At 58.6% G+C, this 16989-nt stretch carries 33 protein-coding genes; 7 read left to right on the plus strand and 26 right to left on the minus strand.

Annotated elements, in window-relative coordinates; all coding sequences use genetic code 11:
- Positions 1-37: 37 nt before the first annotated feature.
- From QM685_RS06020 to QM685_RS06040, 5 genes are all read left to right on the plus strand, one after another.
- Complete coding sequence (locus tag QM685_RS06020; protein WP_415113714.1) at positions 38-1594, plus strand: DEAD/DEAH box helicase; 1557 nt, start codon at positions 38-40, stop codon at positions 1592-1594.
- Positions 1595-1609: 15 nt separating this feature from the next.
- Positions 1610-1840: a hypothetical protein gene (locus tag QM685_RS06025; protein ID WP_415113716.1), complete on the plus strand. Its 231-nt coding sequence runs from the start codon at positions 1610-1612 to the stop codon at positions 1838-1840.
- A 58-nt stretch (positions 1841-1898) separates the two neighbouring features.
- Positions 1899-2090: a hypothetical protein gene (locus QM685_RS06030; RefSeq protein ID WP_415113718.1), complete on the plus strand. Its 192-nt coding sequence runs from the start codon at positions 1899-1901 to the stop codon at positions 2088-2090.
- Positions 2091-2236: 146 nt separating this feature from the next.
- Positions 2237-2509, plus strand: coding sequence for a hypothetical protein (locus QM685_RS06035; protein ID WP_415113720.1), 273 nt, complete (start codon positions 2237-2239; stop codon positions 2507-2509).
- On the plus strand, positions 2509-2937 hold the full coding sequence (locus tag QM685_RS06040) for a DUF2493 domain-containing protein (protein ID WP_415113722.1): 429 nt from the start codon (positions 2509-2511) through the stop codon (positions 2935-2937). The genes QM685_RS06035 and QM685_RS06040 overlap by 1 nt, the downstream gene beginning before the upstream one ends.
- Here the strand turns inward: QM685_RS06040 and QM685_RS06045 are convergent.
- The 9 genes from QM685_RS06045 to QM685_RS06085 form a co-directional block, all read right to left on the minus strand.
- Positions 2865-3320 carry a hypothetical protein gene (locus tag QM685_RS06045; RefSeq protein ID WP_415113724.1) on the minus strand — a complete coding sequence of 152 codons (456 nt, stop codon included), beginning with the start codon at positions 3318-3320 and terminating at the stop codon, positions 2865-2867. The two genes, QM685_RS06040 and QM685_RS06045, sit on opposite strands and share 73 nt — an antisense overlap.
- 494 nt (positions 3321-3814) lie before the next feature.
- The gene (locus QM685_RS06050; RefSeq protein WP_415113726.1) at positions 3815-4492 is read right to left on the minus strand and encodes a hypothetical protein; all 678 of its coding nucleotides are present in this window, start codon (positions 4490-4492) and stop codon (positions 3815-3817) included.
- A gap of 507 nt (positions 4493-4999) precedes the next feature.
- Positions 5000-5188 carry a hypothetical protein gene (locus QM685_RS06055; RefSeq protein WP_415113728.1) on the minus strand — a complete coding sequence of 63 codons (189 nt, stop codon included), beginning with the start codon at positions 5186-5188 and terminating at the stop codon, positions 5000-5002.
- A gap of 188 nt (positions 5189-5376) precedes the next feature.
- Positions 5377-5526: a hypothetical protein gene (locus QM685_RS06060; protein WP_415113730.1), complete on the minus strand. Its 150-nt coding sequence runs from the start codon at positions 5524-5526 to the stop codon at positions 5377-5379.
- A complete protein-coding gene (locus QM685_RS06065; protein ID WP_415113732.1) occupies positions 5523-5735 on the minus strand; it encodes a hypothetical protein in 213 nt (70 codons plus the stop codon). The genes QM685_RS06060 and QM685_RS06065 overlap by 4 nt, the downstream gene beginning before the upstream one ends.
- A gap of 69 nt (positions 5736-5804) precedes the next feature.
- A complete protein-coding gene (locus tag QM685_RS06070; RefSeq protein ID WP_415113734.1) occupies positions 5805-6134 on the minus strand; it encodes a hypothetical protein in 330 nt (109 codons plus the stop codon).
- Between the two features lie 834 nt (positions 6135-6968).
- Entirely contained in the window at positions 6969-7238 is a 270-nt protein-coding gene (locus tag QM685_RS06075) for a hypothetical protein (protein ID WP_415113736.1), read from the minus strand.
- Positions 7238-7492, minus strand: a complete 255-nt coding sequence (locus QM685_RS06080) for a hypothetical protein (RefSeq protein WP_415113738.1) — start codon at positions 7490-7492, stop codon at positions 7238-7240. The genes QM685_RS06075 and QM685_RS06080 overlap by 1 nt, the downstream gene beginning before the upstream one ends.
- Entirely contained in the window at positions 7485-7649 is a 165-nt protein-coding gene (locus tag QM685_RS06085) for a hypothetical protein (RefSeq protein WP_415113740.1), read from the minus strand. The genes QM685_RS06080 and QM685_RS06085 overlap by 8 nt, the downstream gene beginning before the upstream one ends.
- Before the next feature lie 407 nt (positions 7650-8056).
- Between QM685_RS06085 and QM685_RS06090 the strand changes: the two genes are divergently transcribed.
- Positions 8057-8371, plus strand: coding sequence for a hypothetical protein (locus QM685_RS06090; RefSeq protein WP_415113742.1), 315 nt, complete (start codon positions 8057-8059; stop codon positions 8369-8371).
- A gap of 7 nt (positions 8372-8378) precedes the next feature.
- Here the strand turns inward: QM685_RS06090 and QM685_RS06095 are convergent, their stop codons facing one another.
- The 11 genes from QM685_RS06095 to QM685_RS06145 all read right to left on the minus strand — a co-directional run bounded on the left by QM685_RS06095 (position 8379) and on the right by QM685_RS06145 (position 12844).
- Complete coding sequence (locus QM685_RS06095) at positions 8379-8594, minus strand: hypothetical protein (protein WP_415113744.1); 216 nt, start codon at positions 8592-8594, stop codon at positions 8379-8381.
- Between the two features lie 4 nt (positions 8595-8598).
- The gene (locus QM685_RS06100) at positions 8599-8826 is read right to left on the minus strand and encodes a hypothetical protein (protein ID WP_415113746.1); all 228 of its coding nucleotides are present in this window, start codon (positions 8824-8826) and stop codon (positions 8599-8601) included.
- Complete coding sequence (locus tag QM685_RS06105) at positions 8823-9017, minus strand: hypothetical protein (protein ID WP_415113748.1); 195 nt, start codon at positions 9015-9017, stop codon at positions 8823-8825. The genes QM685_RS06100 and QM685_RS06105 overlap by 4 nt, the downstream gene beginning before the upstream one ends.
- Entirely contained in the window at positions 9014-9298 is a 285-nt protein-coding gene (locus tag QM685_RS06110) for a hypothetical protein (protein WP_415113750.1), read from the minus strand. The genes QM685_RS06105 and QM685_RS06110 overlap by 4 nt, the downstream gene beginning before the upstream one ends.
- A gap of 168 nt (positions 9299-9466) precedes the next feature.
- The gene (locus tag QM685_RS06115; protein WP_415113752.1) at positions 9467-9970 is read right to left on the minus strand and encodes a hypothetical protein; all 504 of its coding nucleotides are present in this window, start codon (positions 9968-9970) and stop codon (positions 9467-9469) included.
- A 75-nt stretch (positions 9971-10045) separates the two neighbouring features.
- Positions 10046-10261, minus strand: coding sequence for a hypothetical protein (locus tag QM685_RS06120; RefSeq protein WP_415113754.1), 216 nt, complete (start codon positions 10259-10261; stop codon positions 10046-10048).
- Positions 10258-10575, minus strand: coding sequence for a hypothetical protein (locus QM685_RS06125; RefSeq protein WP_415113756.1), 318 nt, complete (start codon positions 10573-10575; stop codon positions 10258-10260). Before QM685_RS06125 ends, QM685_RS06120 begins: the two co-directional genes overlap by 4 nt.
- 12 nt (positions 10576-10587) lie before the next feature.
- On the minus strand, positions 10588-10872 hold the full coding sequence (locus tag QM685_RS06130; RefSeq protein ID WP_415113758.1) for a hypothetical protein: 285 nt from the start codon (positions 10870-10872) through the stop codon (positions 10588-10590).
- A gap of 10 nt (positions 10873-10882) precedes the next feature.
- Positions 10883-11113, minus strand: coding sequence for a hypothetical protein (locus QM685_RS06135; RefSeq protein WP_415113760.1), 231 nt, complete (start codon positions 11111-11113; stop codon positions 10883-10885).
- A gap of 379 nt (positions 11114-11492) precedes the next feature.
- On the minus strand, positions 11493-11831 hold the full coding sequence (locus QM685_RS06140; RefSeq protein WP_415113762.1) for a hypothetical protein: 339 nt from the start codon (positions 11829-11831) through the stop codon (positions 11493-11495).
- A 98-nt stretch (positions 11832-11929) separates the two neighbouring features.
- Positions 11930-12844: a hypothetical protein gene (locus tag QM685_RS06145; protein WP_415113764.1), complete on the minus strand. Its 915-nt coding sequence runs from the start codon at positions 12842-12844 to the stop codon at positions 11930-11932.
- 302 nt (positions 12845-13146) lie between these two features.
- Here QM685_RS06145 and QM685_RS06150 point away from each other — a divergent pair, with 302 nt between their 5' ends.
- Positions 13147-13398 (plus strand): hypothetical protein, encoded by a 252-nt coding sequence (locus QM685_RS06150; protein WP_415113766.1) that lies wholly within the window; start codon positions 13147-13149, stop codon positions 13396-13398.
- A gap of 24 nt (positions 13399-13422) precedes the next feature.
- Here the strand turns inward: QM685_RS06150 and QM685_RS06155 are convergent, their stop codons facing one another.
- The 6 genes from QM685_RS06155 to QM685_RS06180 form a co-directional block, all read right to left on the minus strand.
- On the minus strand, positions 13423-14334 hold the full coding sequence (locus QM685_RS06155; RefSeq protein ID WP_415113768.1) for a hypothetical protein: 912 nt from the start codon (positions 14332-14334) through the stop codon (positions 13423-13425).
- A gap of 91 nt (positions 14335-14425) precedes the next feature.
- On the minus strand, positions 14426-15235 hold the full coding sequence (locus tag QM685_RS06160) for a hypothetical protein (protein WP_415113770.1): 810 nt from the start codon (positions 15233-15235) through the stop codon (positions 14426-14428).
- 57 nt (positions 15236-15292) lie between these two features.
- The gene (locus tag QM685_RS06165; protein WP_415113772.1) at positions 15293-15742 is read right to left on the minus strand and encodes a hypothetical protein; all 450 of its coding nucleotides are present in this window, start codon (positions 15740-15742) and stop codon (positions 15293-15295) included.
- Between the two features lies 1 nt (position 15743).
- Positions 15744-16127: a hypothetical protein gene (locus tag QM685_RS06170; RefSeq protein WP_415113774.1), complete on the minus strand. Its 384-nt coding sequence runs from the start codon at positions 16125-16127 to the stop codon at positions 15744-15746.
- A gap of 166 nt (positions 16128-16293) precedes the next feature.
- Entirely contained in the window at positions 16294-16521 is a 228-nt protein-coding gene (locus QM685_RS06175; RefSeq protein WP_415113776.1) for a hypothetical protein, read from the minus strand.
- The gene (locus QM685_RS06180) at positions 16508-16972 is read right to left on the minus strand and encodes a hypothetical protein (RefSeq protein WP_415113778.1); all 465 of its coding nucleotides are present in this window, start codon (positions 16970-16972) and stop codon (positions 16508-16510) included. Before QM685_RS06180 ends, QM685_RS06175 begins: the two co-directional genes overlap by 14 nt.
- Positions 16973-16989 lie beyond the last annotated feature (17 nt).

Consider the following 16989-nt stretch of genomic DNA (forward strand, 5'->3'; position numbering starts at 1 on the left):
TATACTACGCCATACTCAATAAGAAGGCAATACGGCTATGTCAAGGGTTTCCATCGCTTTCAATGCCACCGTCGCGAAACTGATGACTGACGATCGAACAGTCAAACTTGAGGTTCAGCGACTGGTGAGCTACAAGGTGGCGGGCGCGGAGATGACCGACGCGTTCAAGTGCGGCCCCTGGGACGGTCGCAGCTCCTTCTTCGACTTCAGACGGAGCACCTTCCCGGCCGGGTTCGTGCATCTGGTCACCGCGGGCCTGCGTCGCAAGGGGTATGAGGTCGATCACGTTGCGAAGGCAGCACCTGAACCGCTGGGGCCGGCGAACCCGAAAATCGACAGCTTCCCCGACGACCCACGCTACGACTATCAGCCCGATGTAGTGGGCAGGCTGGTGAAGCACCGTCAGATCATCGCGCAGGTGGCAACGGGTGGTGGCAAGTCCCGCATCGCGCGTCTCGCCTTTGCCCGCATCCGGCGCCCCACTCTCTTCCTCACGACGCGCTCAATCCTCATGTATCAGATGAAGGATGCATTCGAGGAAATGGGAATCACATGTTCGGTGCTCGGCGACGGTCAGTTCGGGACGGTCACGGTCGATGCCGACGGTAACGAACGTCACTCGGTGAAGATGATGAGCGTAGGCATGGTTCAGACGCTTGTTGCGCGCTTGCAAGAACCGTGTCCAGACGATGACGTCGAGAAGCAGAACGAGCAGATTCGCATCAGGAACAAGACGATCGCGCTGCTGGAGAAATTCGAGTTCGTGATCGGTGAGGAAGCGCACGAAGCGGGCGGCAACAGCTACTACGAGATCCTGCGCCACTGCAAGAACGCCCACTACCGGCTTGCGCTCACCGCCACGCCGTTCATGAAGGACGATGAGGAGTCGAACATGCGCCTGATGGCAGCGTTCGGCCCGATCGGCATCAGGATCAGCGAACAGATGCTGATCGAGCGAGGCATTCTCGCTCGTCCTGTCTTCAAATACGTGCAGTTGAAGAACAAGCCGGTGAAACTGTTCCGGGGCACCACCTGGCAGGCCGCCTACCGGATTGGCATCGTCGACAACATCGAGCGCAACGCCCAGATCGTCTATGAGGCGCGCCGCGGCGCCCTTCTGAAGCTGCCGGTGATGATTCTGGTGCAGCAGACGCGCCACGGTGAGCTTTTACGGGACATGCTCAACGAGAAGGGCTGCACGGCAACGTTTATTCAGGGTGAGAGCAAGACGAAGGAGCGCAAAAAAGCTCTGGAAGCGCTACGGGATGGCGAAACGAAGGTGCTGATCGGCACTACCATCCTCGATGTCGGTGTGGACGTGCCGGCGGTCGGTCTCGTGATTCTCGCAGGAGGCGGAAAAGCAGAAGTTGCGTTGCGCCAGCGTATCGGCCGCGGTGCCCGAGCGAAAAAGAAAGGGCCGAACGTCTTTCTCGTGGTCGACTTCGACGATCCGTTCAATTCTCACACGAAGGAGCACGCAAAACAGCGTCGCTCCATTGTGGACAGCACGCCTGGCTTTGCCGAGAACGTGCTGCCGGATGGCGTCGATTTCGATTTCGTGAAACTCGGACTTGCGACAAGAAAAGCTGCTTGAAAAAGGAAAGACACGATGAAAATCAGCAAGTTAATTGCCATTCTTGAACAGCATAAAGCCACGCTGGGCGATGTGGAGGTCATGACGCCGGGTTTTGATGAGAGCGGCTACGATCTCGTCGACTCCGTCTGGACTCAGTCAGTGATCGACACCGGCTTTTGCGGTCATGGCGGCAGGTTCGAGTCTCCCGATCGGGCGCGGACTCGAGTCGGGGAGCCAATAACCGCAGTGATTATCAGCTTTTAATCACGTTCGCCTGATTCACCCACCAGAAACATTCAAAATCAACCGCCGGAGTCACTTCATGAAGCACGCACTCATTCTTAACCTTCTGATCATTGCTGTGGTGGCTCTCGCGCTGGTATTGACGAGCAATCCTCTCGCTATTCTGGCACTTTTTATGCTGCGTGATTTGCCTTATGGTTTGCTGGTTTCGCGCGATCATGCGCAGACGGAAAACAGCGAGCCTTCGATCGGATTTACTGCCAATCTCTGAGCCCATTAACTGCCTGTCGGGTGCCCGACAGGGTGGTTTGTAAAATACACCCATCGGGCATATTTTCCCCAGGGAGCGTTTTCAGGTGCGCATTACTATAATTTTTCTGCTCTATTTCCACATGTTTCTCCAGGAGTATTCGTCACATGGCTGAAGTCGAGAAAGAGTCACGTTATACAGTGACGGTGAACAAGCTGGCTCAGTCGCGTCTCGCGTCTATCGCCAAGCAGTTCAAGATTAGCCAGGGTGCTGTGATGGAAGTTCTCATCGAGAACGCCGACATTTCCGCGCTTGAAGAGCAGTTTCGCGCGCGACGCGAACAGAAAGTGCAGAGTCGCGGCACCAAGAGCCGGATGCTGGAGAAGCTGAAGTCTCTGACGCCAGAACAGCGGGCATATCTTGAAAGTCTGAGTAACTGATGCGGCTACTGGTGTGCGGCGGCCGGGACTTCACTGACCAGATCTTCACCAACTGGGCACTTGACGCGATCCATGCGCGACGTCCCGTTACGCTTCTGATTGAAGGCGGCGCCCGCGGAGGAGATCGCTGCGCGCGCAACTGGGCGATCGCACGCGGCATTCTCTATGTGACCTACGAAGCCGACTGGGATCGCTATCGATACCGCGCCGGCCCCATCCGCAACCAGAAGATGCTCGACGAAGGGCGGCCCGAGCTCGTCACTGCCCTGCCCGGTGGTAAGGGCACCACAGACATGGTCCTGAAGGCTCACGCCGCAGGCGTGCCCGTCAAGACGCTCTGGAAGCTCTACGACCTCTACATGCGCTCGCGCACGAAGGTTGAAAACCGTGCCTGTGAGACGCCGACCGCTGTCGCGCACTGCGAATAGTTAGGTCCGGGCTTGCCGTCCGTCCCATACATGCCCTTGCACTGACCAAAGAGTCGGATTGCTGTCTGGTTGCCCACGGGGAGTCGCGTCGCGGAGAACGTCGCCATCCCGTATTCGGTTGGTGCGTAGGTGTCGATCGTGGTGTCCGTCGCGAGTCGAACCTTCATACCGCTTTCCTGCTGCACATAGACCTGCGTGAGCTTCCACGCACGGTCACACGCAGCTTCCCCGTCACACGTCACGGTGGCGGCTTCCTGAGCCTGTCTGAGCGTTCCCTCGAGGTTTTCATACGAGCGTTGAAGCTCTGCCTGTTGCTGGCTTGTTGCACAACCGGTCAGAGAGAGCGCAGCGAGCACGCCGGCGGCGATGATGGTCTTCTTCATGGTCCCTCACGGAAATTTTCCGCGATTATAGACAGCCTTGTGTCGGCCATCGAGGGGAAGTGTAAGGAACCAACACCACCCAGGGACCAGGGTGTTCTGTGGTGTGCGGAGAGGCGGATGTATAAGGAACCACGACCGGGGTCGGCCTGGATCTATAAGGGAAGGGTTTGGTGGGTCTGGATTAAGGAAGGCAGGGCCATCAGCGAGACCGGGAATCTCTAGGACTCGACGTCTCCCGGTTTGCGAACGATCCTCGTCCGCGTCAGCGTCGCGCTACAGCACGCGCTATCGTGTTGCGTATCACGTTGCGCTCGATACGTTTGCAGTCACGCGCGAGCGCCTGTAGCGCTCTGTCGTGCGCGTATGACGCAAGCAACAGCAGACCGCACGACAGCAACAGCAGAGAACCGATCAACAGCAGATTGAACATGACAGACCCTCACAAGATAACTGACTGTTTCACGTGGAACAGTCAGTTTTGACTGTTCCACTGCTTACGCGCTGAAAATCGATTGAACCGCTTGCGCTGCTTTCGATTCAGTCAACGCAATCGAGTCATCTTTCTTGTTTTTCACAACGGTGCAGATGTTCAGAAAGCGCAACATTTGACGCGTGCTCGATGCTTGCGTGCTCGCGGTCGACGGTGTGCATTCTTTGTAGCGCTTGATTGCTTGCACTTGTTCGAGCTCGCTAAATTCGATCGATTTGCAGATCGACATTTGAGCGGTTTTGTTCGTCAGCGCTTGCAGCGAAACGATGTTATGAATGATGCTATGCGAGTAACCGTCGAACACTGCGCGCGACTTTTGAGCGAGTGCGAAAACCGCTTTGCGCACTTTCTGGAGCGCGTAGATTGCAACGTAATCAGCATTGCGCGCTTCCGTGATCGCGATGCTACGTGCAAGTGATTCAAAATCGATTTCAAGCTCAATGCAAAGCTCGATTGCGCGCTTCGCATTCGCACCGCTGAACTGATTCAATTCAGCAGACATGTTCTTTCTGAAATTGTCATTCGGTGCGCTTGCGACGCGTGCTTTAATCGCGTCGAGAATTGCGCTTTGCGCTGCTGCTGCGCGATCGACCGTAACGACGGTCTCTACAACCGGTGCGCTCACTTCTGCGGTCTTACGTGCGTTGCGCTTTGCTTTCGTGACGTTTGCTTGTGCGTTCATTTTCGTTCTCTTTTGAAGTGTGTTTCACGGTTTGAACAGTCAGTTTTGACTGTTTCTCGCTGCAACGTTGCTGCGATAGATTTCATTATGAGCGAACACAGAAAAGCGTGCAAATACTTTTCGCACGTTTTTCTAGAGCAAGCACTGGAGTTGTTTTTGCGCGGAACCGCTTGCAGGGGCACAGAGGTGGGTGTAGATGCGAAGGCAGGATGAGGACGCTCCTTGTCCAGCACCGAGGATGAGGATGGCTCTCATCCAAGGGCGTGACTGAGGATCGTCCGCATCCTCGTCCTGTGCGTCCAAGGGCGCTGCCCAAGGGAGATGGCCTGAGCGGTTCCGAGGGGATGACCTTAAAACTTCCAAACCTGTGCCGGCGTCCGCTCCCGTTTCCAGCGCCTGACACCCAAGGGCAGTGGCCTTGGTCAAACGCCGCGGCAGGTTCTAAAAGCCCATAAAGGGTGTCGGCCGGCTCTCCCGTTCCGACACCTCTACCACAACCCGCTACCCTCAATACGCCTCCATCGTGCCCAGACGGCCGTGCGTGCGAACCTGACTGCGCAGGTGGCGGATCTCGGCCTCTTCCTGCTCCCGCTCGAGCCAGTCGATCAGCTGGTGCGGCCGCATGCCGCGATACTGGGTCGTGGTCGGATCAGCGGCTTCAAGGCAGGCTTCGATGGGCAGGTTGTTCAGGTTCATGGTGGTTCTCATGGCGGTTATAGTCAAAAATGACTGTTATTGGTGCTACGTTTAAGGACGGGTGGCCATGCGGTAGATACCGTTGGCGGTCTTGTAGGCTTCGCGGGGCTCAGCGCCCGCCCTACGCGCTCCGAGATACGCGTCGCGCTCGATGGGTCGAAGCGCACGAAAGGCGGCTGCGAGGGCTCTCATGCGCGCTCCCGGACGGTGCTCTGAAGACGGTTGATGAGGGCGAGATACAGGTCGATCGCTTTGACCCAGACAAAGGCGATTGCGGTGCCAGTGACGCCGAGCAGGACGATCGCGCAGATCCATTCGAGGAGTTCCTGGGCGTTCATTGCGGGTTCACCGAGTTGTGGATGATCTGGTTCTGATGCGCGCACTCCCACGCATCCTCTTCCGCGTAGCTCGGTTCGAAATCCTGAAACGAGCCATCCTTATTGATCCAGCGATACTGGCCGGTGAAGTCCGAGCCCCATTCCGCGCCCATGTCTTCGACGGTGTAACCGTCCGCGATCAGTTCGGCCTTGCGCTCTGCTGTAATCATGTTCGTGTGTGCTTCGTTGTTATGTGAGATTGCAGTGTCGCAATCTCACATCGGGGTTGTGGTGGGGACTTACTCGGCGACGATCATCGGCAGGCTGGTGATGGTCTCGGGCTCGCTCGGCAGCGTGAAGGCGTCAGCGAGGGCGATACCGGGACGGTGGGCGGCATTCAGCGTATCGGCGACACTGGCTCTCAGGTGCTCGGCATCGCGGTAGGGACCGTTCAGGGCATCGAAGGTCTCGACCGTAACAGCGCCGCCGTCAAGGGAGAGCTTTCCGATCCGCTCGTCGCGCTCGGTCTTCACGACGAGCACATGTGCACCGCTCGGGCGCTTGTGCAGGCGATACAGGCGGGCGCAGTGGGTGCGGTAGGCAAGGCGCTGCTCGGGGGTCAGTTTCATCGTGGCTCTCGGGTTATGCTGCAACGTTGCAGCAACATAAGTATTCAGTTTTGACTATGGCTTTATGCTGGGAATCGTCACTTCCGCAGATGTTTCCTCTCCTCTCCCTCGGAGCGGCCTAGGCGATTCTTCTAGGCAACCCAGGCTCAGAGAGTGGAATCTTCCCTAGGCCATCTCCTTGGGCACTTCCTGCACTCCCAAGGCTCGGCTCCTAGGGCGAATCCCGCGGCCGCGATAACTTCCATACACGTGTCGGCCGCGGCTCCCGTCCTTGGGCACTCCCGTGGGCCGGCTCCAAGGAGAATCGGCGGCAAGGGCTCAAAACTTGGGCAAGTGTGTCGGGCACGGCTCCCGTTTCACGACCTTATACAGCGTCCTACAGCTACAATTCGACTAATGAAGGGGTAGGGTTGAAGCTCACAATGCGACTATCAAGAAACGGCACTCATCAGCAGCTAGGCTCTCAACTCCAGTGGCCCCACACTGTCTCAACCGTTTCCGGCTTCAACCCTTTGACGCTGCGTTCGTATCCAACCCTGTCGCGGATCGGACAACCGGCCCCCTTCAATGCCGGTGCTACTTCCTGTTGGTTGCGGCCTTTTCTTCCCGGCGACCTTCCGCGTGGTCCACGTATTCTTAGGGCGGGGAGTGCCCTTGCAGCAGTCAGGATAATAGTCAGTTTTGACTGTTGTCGTCAAGAGCGGGAGTGGTGGCAATGTGTAAGTTTTGTGGGCGCGGGACGATTTTCGTCAATCCATAGCTACCCCACTCACCGCGGCCCATCATCGACGCCTTCTAACCACTCCCCTCTACCTACAGCCTCTCCCCACCTCCCTACCACGTCTCCCCATACCCTACTGGCTCATCCCTTGCCTGCTCCGGTTCCGTGATCGGTGCGATCTTGTTCCTGGGGAAGCCGTTGCGTGTCTCCCCTACGAGCCAGTCAATGTTCGAGTGCGGGCTCATCCCATACACTTCGCAGAAGTCCTCGAAGCGCACGCGTCCTTGTTCCCGGATCGGCTCTCCCGGATCGCCGATATCCTTCGCCGTCTCCACCATCAGCCAGTTCTCGTCGAGGATGTGGACGATCTTGATCCTTGCCATTACCAGCTCCCGTAGCCTTCAGGTTCGTCCAGTCCGGGGTCGAGGTATCTGACCAGCCTGAAGTCGAATGGCGTGAACCGGCAGCCGACGATCATCTGGTCGTCCCAGTTCCGGTCTTCTATGCCGGCACCTGTGCGCAGATCCTGATCCCTTACCCAGCCTTCCGCCCAGTCCTTGCCGCGTCTGCTCCACTCGACCTCGAACCAGTCGGCGTCCTTTCGGCCGGTCACGCGGATCGTCACTGTGTTATCCATCACCAGCTCCCATATCCTTCTGGGTGGTGTTGGTTCCTTCCCTACGAGGCAGCCGGTCGTCTCCAGGGGTGAATTCGTCCGTATCGAGGACGTATTCGTCTTCCTCGCCGTCGTAATGCTTCACGGTCGCTGTGACCATGTTCGATTTCTGGATCATTCCTGCCTCTGTTCTATGTGTTGTCTGATTCTCTCGCGCGGTTCGCGGGCTTGTGCTGGAAACCGGTTCGGGGTCGACGCGTTTAAACGCGTTTTGAGCGGTCGGGGCTCGTGTGCATGTCTTGTGTCATCTGACGGTCTTGGCGCGGTCTGTAGCGTGTTCTGATCGGTCCCTCACGTGCTCCCGGTGCTTGTCTTGCTGCTACGTGCGAACACTCTTATAGGGGTAGAGGTAGCTTATAGATTGCGCCTGAGCGTGACCGGCCGCGGGAAGTCTATTTATCCTTTAAAAATCAATAACTTGCAAACATATTTCAGGGACAGGTTGACGCGCCTGTCCAAAGTCATCAATACTGTATATCCATACAGTATTCGTCCGCGATGATTTCGTCGCGACTGCAGGACATCATGGGGCACTTATCACCTCTTACCGCGGCCGAGCTGGCTGCCATTTACGATCGCGATCCGTCGCCTTCCGTGCTGCGGTTATTGCAGGAAATCCGCCGTCTGCACGAAACCATCAGGCGCGCCGATCAGGTCAGACGCACGATCGGAAACGAGGGAGTTTTCTATGTCCCGGCGGTTGTGTGGGAGTGCTTCGTGCGCGAACTCGAGGCGGAGCCTTGCCTGCGAGACTTGCCGACGCCACGCCAGCAGGCGCGGATTGACGAGCATCTGCGCAGACTGGAGGAATGGCGCAAGAACGGCCGCAAGTTCGAGTAGCGGACGCTCACCACGAGCCCTGATCCGGGTATCGGATTGGCGGGCGCGTTGCCAGTTCGTAGAGGGCACGCGCCACCTTCGAGCGGGAGTCGGCAGTCGCGCCCATCATCTCCTCGCAGACAAACCGGCTGACCGAATAGTGGCTCAGGTCGCGGCCCTCAAGCACGAGCCACGAGATCAGGCCGCCGAGCATACCTTCGGCAGTCCGGTCGTAATCGATCATGACGTCACCATGAGCCCAAATCAGCATAGCGCGGCTCCGGCTTCTGGGTCGGCGGGCACAGTGACGACATGAGACTATAGGCTACGTTGTCGATCATCACGTGGCTCTCGCCTTCCATCTGCGAACGAACATAATCGCGCGCCGCTTCCATCACGTTGGCGCGAAGGCTACGACGGCGCCAGGCCATGTAGCCCTCGATCATGCCTTCGGCGATTTCGTCGCACTCGGTCATAGCTTTTCCTTGAGCTCGATGGGCTTGCCACAGAAGCCACAGAACTTGCGGCCGTCATCGGTGGGCTTGGGCGCGAAGCCGAAGCCAACGTCGATCGGCGCCTCCATGCGGATCTCGTAGCCGCAGTCGGTCTTCCAGTCGGCGCCGTAGCCGTCCTGGGCGACCTTCCGGTAGACGCAGGTCGCGGTCATTCCTCGTCTCGCATCCAGACCCACGCCATTACCCACGTGCCGTCGTCGTCCCCGCCGCGGGTAATCAATGCGCCGTCATCGATCTCCACATCGTCGCTGCTGTCCGTATACTTGGCGCGTGCCGCTTCCAGCAACGCGTCATCGACGAAAGTAATGTCGGCGCGTGCTCGCCGCAACTCCTTCCATGCTTTTTGCAGTTCGTCGAGCGCGTCATTGCCATCGACGCGCTTATCGACCGCGCGCAGGTAGGCATCGAGCGCTTCAATGATCCTCAGTGCCATTTCCCTCTCCTTGAAAACTCATGGCTGGCGTCTGTCGGTGGCGAAATTGGTAGACGCAGGCTCTTATAGGGACGCCAAAACCCGAACGAGCCGGCACTTGCGGGCTTCGAGACCCGCCCGTCAGACGCCAGCCATGAGGGCACTGCCGAAGCAGTGCCTGCCCCGCGTTTAGTGAGTGGTCGGCTTGGAGTCGCCCTGACCCATGATGGCACCGAGAATCGCGCTCATGAATTGCTCGGGCGTCGCATCGGCCGGGATGCTGATATGGCCGAGCGGCACGAACTTCACGTCGAGCGTCTTTCGGATCTCGGCCGGCTGTTCGGCCATCGTTTTCAGTTCCGCGAAGCCCGCCTCGTCACGCGGTTCGGAAAACGCGCGGGCGACCTTTTCCTGGTTCTCGCGACGGCGGTTCAGGAACTCCTGCACCGTTTCGTCCGCGCCGTTGCCCTTCGCTTCGGCGTCGAGGCGCTCAACTTCGAGGGCGAGCGCTTCCTGCACCGCGTCGCCAATTATGACGACACCTTGCGCGAGCCGGTCGATCTGATGGGGTGCGAGTGTGGCGCGACCCGTCACCATCGCCTCGATCATGAGGCTGCCAACGACGCCCTGAAGCGGCTGCATAGCGGAGGCCAGGGTGGTCAGGATGGCGACGTTCGATTTTGCTTTGGACATGTAGGTGTGACTCCTTGTGTTATGCGCTGCTGCGCGCTGTTTCGATATGTGTATTGTCGCGAGCGGTTCGCGGGGTCAGTCGTCGGGTGACGAAGTGCCCGACAACATGCCCTCGCGGTTGTTGGCCGGCGGCAGAACGTAGCCGCCACGTTTGTGCGCGGCAGCCAGTGCGTCGCGCATGCTATCGAAGCGTTCGACGCACGTATGGCGGTTGAGGCCGTCCTCGACCAGCGTCCATTTGGTTTCGTGCCAAAGAGGCACTGGCGCCTGCCGCTGGCGCCAGGTGCTCATTCGCCGCTCGCCATGAAGACCCACCAGTTGCCCTCTTCCTTCGCGATGCCGTAGGCAGTGGCGTCCTGGATGTTGGTGAACGGACCGATTGCCTCGAAGCCTTCGAGGATCGGATCGCCCCGAACGAGGAACGACCTGCCGCTCCGATCCTCGATGCCGCCGTCGGGTGGCGTGATCTCCACCAGGTCGGCCCGCATCGCGGACGCCGCCATCAGACTCCCGTATTCGTTTTTGACCTGTTGACCGGTCATCGGCAGGCTGAACCGGAAGCCTTCGGAAAAACTGCCGCGAACGATGAGATAGAGCTTTTCCATGTCAGACTTTCCTTACCAGTCGTATTGCGGCAAATCGTCAATCACGTCGCCCGAGCGCATGTCGAGGCGAACCCACTCGTAACCCGAGCTGCGAGCCCAAGTCATCACAGCAACGAGATCGGCCGGCGTGCCTTCAACCGGCTTGTCCTTCTGCGCGTAGAGGAAGAAGCCCTCATCGTAGGGCGCGCAGACCGTCCAGGGGTTCTTGTCGCCGTGCTCTTCCAGCTTCCGGCAGGTCTCGAGGCTGATGTGGCCGGTGGAGATCACCGGCATCGTGATGGTGTAAAACTGGCTCATGGATCTATCCTTAAACAAGCAGGCCGGTGACGCGTTTCTTGAATTCGTCGAAGGCGTTGCAGTAACCGTTGAGGCTCGGGCCGAACACGGCGCTGTCGTAGGTGGGCAGTTCGCGCGGATCGACGGACTCGGTGCGGGTAGTCACAGAATAGAAGGCTGTGCAGCCGTTGTCCGTGCCTATCTCCAAACTCACTCGCTGGCCCAGCGGGCCGTTGTGGAATTCTTTAAGGATCTTTGCCATAAGCGGCTCGTTACGTGTTGTTTCGACAGAAATATTGTGCTGCAACGGTGCAGGAATGTATGTGGACATGATACTCAGTTTTGACTGTTATACGCAAGTGTCCTGCGATACTCGTTGCAGCGAAAACACAACGTTTTATGTCCTGCCACGCAAACGCTTTGGTCCCGCTTGGTATGCGGTTCGTGATTCGTCAGTGTGTCAGTATTGACTGACGCTCACCTACCGCAGGCCAACGCGTTTCTCGCACCGGCCTCGCCCCTGGTTCACTCCCGCGGCTGCGCACGCAAAAAAAAGAGGGCGACACTGGGCCGCCCTCAAACGTGAAACACACTTCGGAGTTGCATTCCTGCTGGCGCCAACTCCTGCGCTGAATCCTACGTTACCAGGTGGCGGGCCTCGTGCTCGGGCGATCGCTACCGGCTGCGGCACCAAACGGAGTCAAGAGACTGGGCGCCACGCGCCACTTCCCTGACTCGATGCGTCGGCCTGTCGCCTCATCGACCATCGTGCAGTTGGCCGACTTGACGTTGATCTTATCCACCACCACGTGAACCGTGCGCCCGTCGCGCGACACAAAGGTTGCGCGTCCACCGATGCGTAGCTTGGAGCCAGCCTCGATCTGCTTCTGAGCCTGGCGGTGGCGCAGAATGGCGACGATGTTCGTGTTCAACTGGCGCAACGTGTAGGTTGACAGCGCCTGGAGCTTGGCGATATCCATGATTGCCTCAGAAACAGTTGGTCAATGTGAAAGGCGGCTGCACCTACTTCCGCAACCGCCTTGCAGATTGGGAGGGCTCACGCCCTCCGGTGCCCGCATTACAGGCCCAGTTCAGCTTTCGCCTTTGCGAGGATGGTGCTGTCCGGGTTCGCGATCATGCGGCCCTTCTCGCGCTTGGTGACGCGCAGCATCGGCAACAGCATGAACATCTGGTTGGCCTGCGAGGCGGCGGTGCCCTTCGAATACGGCTTGGCGAGCAGGTTCTGCTGGAGATTGCCCTTCTCGCCCGACGTCAGTTCGCCGTCGCGTGCCAGCACCTCGAACGTGCGCTTCATCACCTCGTTGAGCGAACCGCCGTTCTTCAGCCAGCCAAAGAGCTGCGTGGCCTTCTCCGCGACTTTCTTGGCGAGACCGTCAATCTCGGCGAGCACCAGTTCCTGCTTCGCCTTGAGCTCCGCTTCGTCGAGTGCTGCGTCAGCGAGTTCGAGAATCAGGAATTCACCCGCCTTGTCGCCCAGCTTCGTCGCGACTTTCTGCGACTTGGTGAGCACGATGTGGCGCTCCGTCGGGGCCGCTTTCGGCTTGCCTTTGCCCTTCGGTGCGGCCGCCGCTTCGACGCTCGTATCGGTCGGCTTGTCGGCTTCGCTTGCGGCGGCGCCCGTGCCCTGCTCTGCGTATGCTTTCGCTGTCGCTTCGGCGATCGCGGCCTGCAATTCCAGTTCGTCGAAGTTCGCGTCGTTCGGGAACGTGCGGGACGGTTCGACCGCGACGCTGGTCGATTCGTGCGACTGCTCGGGCTCACCGGCGAGTGCGGCTTCGATGGCCGGCTCGATCACTTCCACGACCGATTCGTCACCCATCGGCATTTCGACGATCTCGTCGGACGCGCCAATCGGTGCTGCGGTGCCTTCCAGTTCGCTGAGCAGGCTTTCCAGCACGACGTTTTCATCCACTGCGGCACCCGATTCAACGAGTGCAACTGCGCTTGCTGCCATTGCGATCTTCTTTGCCATTTTGCTTCTCCGAAAAGTTTGAAAAGTGTGTTGTTATCGCTGCAACGTTTGTAATGCTATCGACCCATCAAAGGACTTAAAACTGACTGATATAAAGTCCCCGATTGCTTGTCGCTGCTGCTGTTTCGCGTTTGTTGCTGCGATGTATGTATATTAAGTTTTGACTATTGGAGTGTCTGTGGGAATCGGCAAGGAAACGAGGACGCTTTACGCTGAATGAGCGTGCGCGCCGGCGTGCGCGAATAGCACGCTCGGTGAGGGATGTGGTCAGGCTAGAATGGGCACACCAAACAGGAGCCGGCGTGAACTATTACTACAGCTTTGTGGAATTCATTTCTGGAGAAACCGTGGGGCGAGTCGTCAAGACCGCGCCTCTTGCGCATGTCGCTACCGATACGATCATGACGATCTTGCAGGACGAGCTGCCGTTTGGAGATGCCAACAGCGGCAAACTGACCAGGTTCCGCGTTATCAGCATCGAGCCTTTGGTCAGTCCCGTTAGAAATGATCCCGATGATCAGATCATCACTGTCACAGTATTAAGAGAGGGATAGAAAAGGCGCCCGAAGGCGCCTTTCTCACAGCCCGAGGGCTTTCTTGTAGGTGATGAGGTCGATCGGCTTGCGGGCAATATCCCGCGGCTTCTCATACCGTGCCGCAGGGTTCTGCACCCACCGCTCCACCACGCCTAGGACCACATCGCGGATCTTCTTCTGTGACGTGCCGTTGCCCCACCCGTCCTGTTTCATCAGCACCAGCCACTGGCCTAGGGCCTCCACGGCGTCGTAGCCCTGGTCGTCCTTGATACCGGTGCTGCCCACCACAGCGCGCCAGAAGTCCATCGCCTTGTCGCCGTGCTTCCTCGTCGTGATGAGGAAGATAGAGGCGACCGGGTTGATGAACTGCGCGCGCTTTACATGCAGCGTGTCCAAGGCCAGAAGTTCGTCCTTCCAGAATGCGGTGCGCTCGGCCCGGTCGGTCATGCTCGCGGGAGAAACAGGCGAGAGCGCGGCCGAGAATCGCATGTCCCTGCAATAGCTCGACTCGAAGGCGAGCCCAAGCATCCGGCACGCGCCGAACACCTTGTCCGTCACCGTCTCCACAGAGGTTGCACTGTCATAGAAGGAATAGAGGGTGCGCGCGTGAGCCATGCTGTCGACCTTGTGGACCGTGACGAGCAGCTTATCGGGCGCGATCACCCGCCCCGAGCGCCAAAGCAGATCGCGGCTGTGGCCGTTGATCTTCACAAGCTCGCCATCAGGTAGACGGGCTGCGTGGACTTCCCGATGAGGCGAGGCGTAGGTCTGCAGGTGCTTCTCGATGCGCGTGGCATGCTTTTCTGTGTCGCGCTGGACGTCGATCGGGGGCACCGCCTCCCACTCTTCGGGCGTCATGAGCAGGAGCTCGAGATCATCGGGAATGGCATTGCTGTGCAGTTTGACCCCTGCCGATGTCGGCTGGGCCGAAACCAGGGTGTGCTTGGTATTCATGGAATAGTCCTCAAAGAGCCGCACGGGAGCCTCACACGTGCGAGGTCGTGTTGGAAGTATAGTGAGCTTGGACTTTGGAAGACTACCAGGATCACGTGACGAAGGCACGCCTGCTGGCGCACACAGCCGCGGCTATTCGCCAATGATGGTCGCTGAGACGATCTTTAAAACTGGATGAGGGTGCCGGCTGCCGCTCCCGTTTAAGTTGAGCTGGCCGGAGGGGAAGGGAATCGGCGCCTAAGTCCTTTCGGAGCGGCGGAATGAGGCCAATGGTATATCCGTGCTTCTCTACCAACTTACGTCGCGTATCAATCTCTTCCTGCAACCTCGACAGGCACCATTCCTGATGTGAACTTGGACCAACTCCATTGGCAGGCGCTCCCAGTGCGGCTCGCTGTCTGATGGAAAGCTCCCACGCTGCCAATCCAAAATACGCGCAGTGCTGCTTGATGTATCCCAGATAGTTGTCGGCATCCTGATCCCCATCGTAGTAGTCGTCCACGATCCAGCCACGCACTTCGATCATCCTTCGTGGAAACTCTCGAAGTTCCGCCGCTTCCTCAAGCGAAAAATCTACCCAGTCGATTCCCTCGGGAAATTCAAAGATCGGGCATTGGTAGGCTCTCATGTCGTTGTGCGGCGCCGGCCATTCTGATGCGGGAACAAACATTGTGTCGACCAGGATTTTTTCGCGCAGATCGCAGCATTGCGTCATGAAATCTTCCAAACCAAACGCCAAACTCAACCTCGCATGGTTTACTCGGTTGAGCCTTGCAGCCGCACTTTCCTTGACCTGAATTTTCCTTTGCCAAACGTTCCAACCCATTGTTGCCGTGATGCTTAGGATGCTCGCTATAGTTGAGGACGAGATAAACAGGCTGAACCAGCTACCGGATTCCATGGGAAACTCACGCTCGAAGAATGCGTGCAGTTTAACCAACCGCACGCATTTTGCTACTCACCACGCTCCAATATCGTCGTCAACTTCGGTGGCCGGCCGGTTCGGATCGGGCGGTGCTTCAGGCACGAGAATGTTGCCCTCCTCGATCAGCTCCATCTCGCCCGTCATCTCGTTCTTCTCCATGCGGCTCTCAGTCCACTTGGCGATGAAGTTGGTGTAATACCTCAGCGCGTCGTCCTGCTCGTAGAATGTCTTGTTGTCAGCCACAGGATCAGGCCGGGCCACGCCGGCGCTGTCGTAATTCGACACGTTCAGCACGAACATCGGCCACGATTCGCGCCACGAGTTCGTCGGGTCCGGGACACGGCCGTGCCACCGGAGCGTCACGTTCACACTGCCATTGTCGTATTCCTTGAGCACGCTGTAGGACCGATCCGCCTGCAGTTCTCTCCACTGAGAGAGCGGAATCGCGTCACCTTCCTTGTTGAAATAGCCCACCTTTGCCATGTCAGTTCTGCTCCTTTAACCAGTCAAGGCGGGTTGGCTTGCCCGCCAGAATTGCTTCGAATTCCCCGATGTCGTCCCACCATCCGTGCATCGGCCCGGTCATGCCGGCGTGCTGCCGCATCGTCTTCGTGGCCACCTTTAACGCGTTTTGCAGGCGCAGCACTTGGTCGTAGGCTGCGATGCGTTCGAGCGGCAGATCGTGGCGCTCAAGGAGCACCCGTGCGCGCCGCACCTGGTCCGCGTGGTTTGCCTTCCAATGGTCGCGCTCCTTCTCTAGGCTCACGATCTGATCCATTGCCGTCGACAGAAGGCGACGCGTCGTTCCGTCGATGTGGTCACGACCGACCCACGCGCTGATGGACTTTTTGATCTCCTCGCGATCCATCACTCCACCCCGAAGTAACGCGCCGACATGCGCAGCACTTCCGCCGTCGACAGTTCCGTGTGCTGCATGCAGGCGTCGGCCGGCGCCACGTAAAACATTTCACAGTGGCCGTCATCGGCTGGCGCCGCGCGACGGTAGCCACACGTCTCGCAGTTGTTTGGACTTTTCAATTCACTACCTCCACAGTTGCTACTGCGTTCTTCTGGACGAACACCTGACGCGGTCGGCCTGTGCCCACCGATGTGCTGTTCTTCACTTCGAGCTGGACGCAGTTGTCGTGCTGACCTACCAGCGTGCCGACCAAACGCTCACCATTGACCAGCCACACATCGAGCAGAGGCTTGACGGTCGGCGGCAGCCTGGATTGTTTGAGCGCGAGATTAATCGCGTCCATGCGACTCACTCTCGGCGATGGCTGCATTGATGGCAGCCGCGTAGCCGGTCACGATTACGGCGGCCTCTCCCTTGCGGAAGCCTTCGTGTGGCGTGACAGGCGCGGTCTTTCTGATCGGAGCCGCGGCGATCACTTCCTCGATCACCGGCTGGTGCCAGCGCTCGAACGTGATGACGCGCAGGGTCTGCCGGTAGTAGCCGAGCGGCAGCGCCTCGATCCACTCTTCGACCTGCGCTTCAGTGGCCGACGTGCGCGCGGCTTTGAGGACTGGGTTCATGAACTTGTCCATGTCCTCGAACAGGCGCTCGCGTCGCTCAAAGGTCACGCCTTCGAGCGCGGCGGTCGCCGTGTGGATGAAGTCGAATTTAGCTTTGTCGAGCATGACGGGCTCTCTGTGTTGTTTCAATGCTGTAATTGTCTCGACCCGACGATGGGAGAACTGCGGGAACACGCGCTCCCGGTGTGGGT

Source organism: Paraburkholderia sp., from assembly GCF_047605525.1.
Classification (GTDB): Bacteria; Pseudomonadota; Gammaproteobacteria; order Burkholderiales; family Burkholderiaceae; genus Paraburkholderia.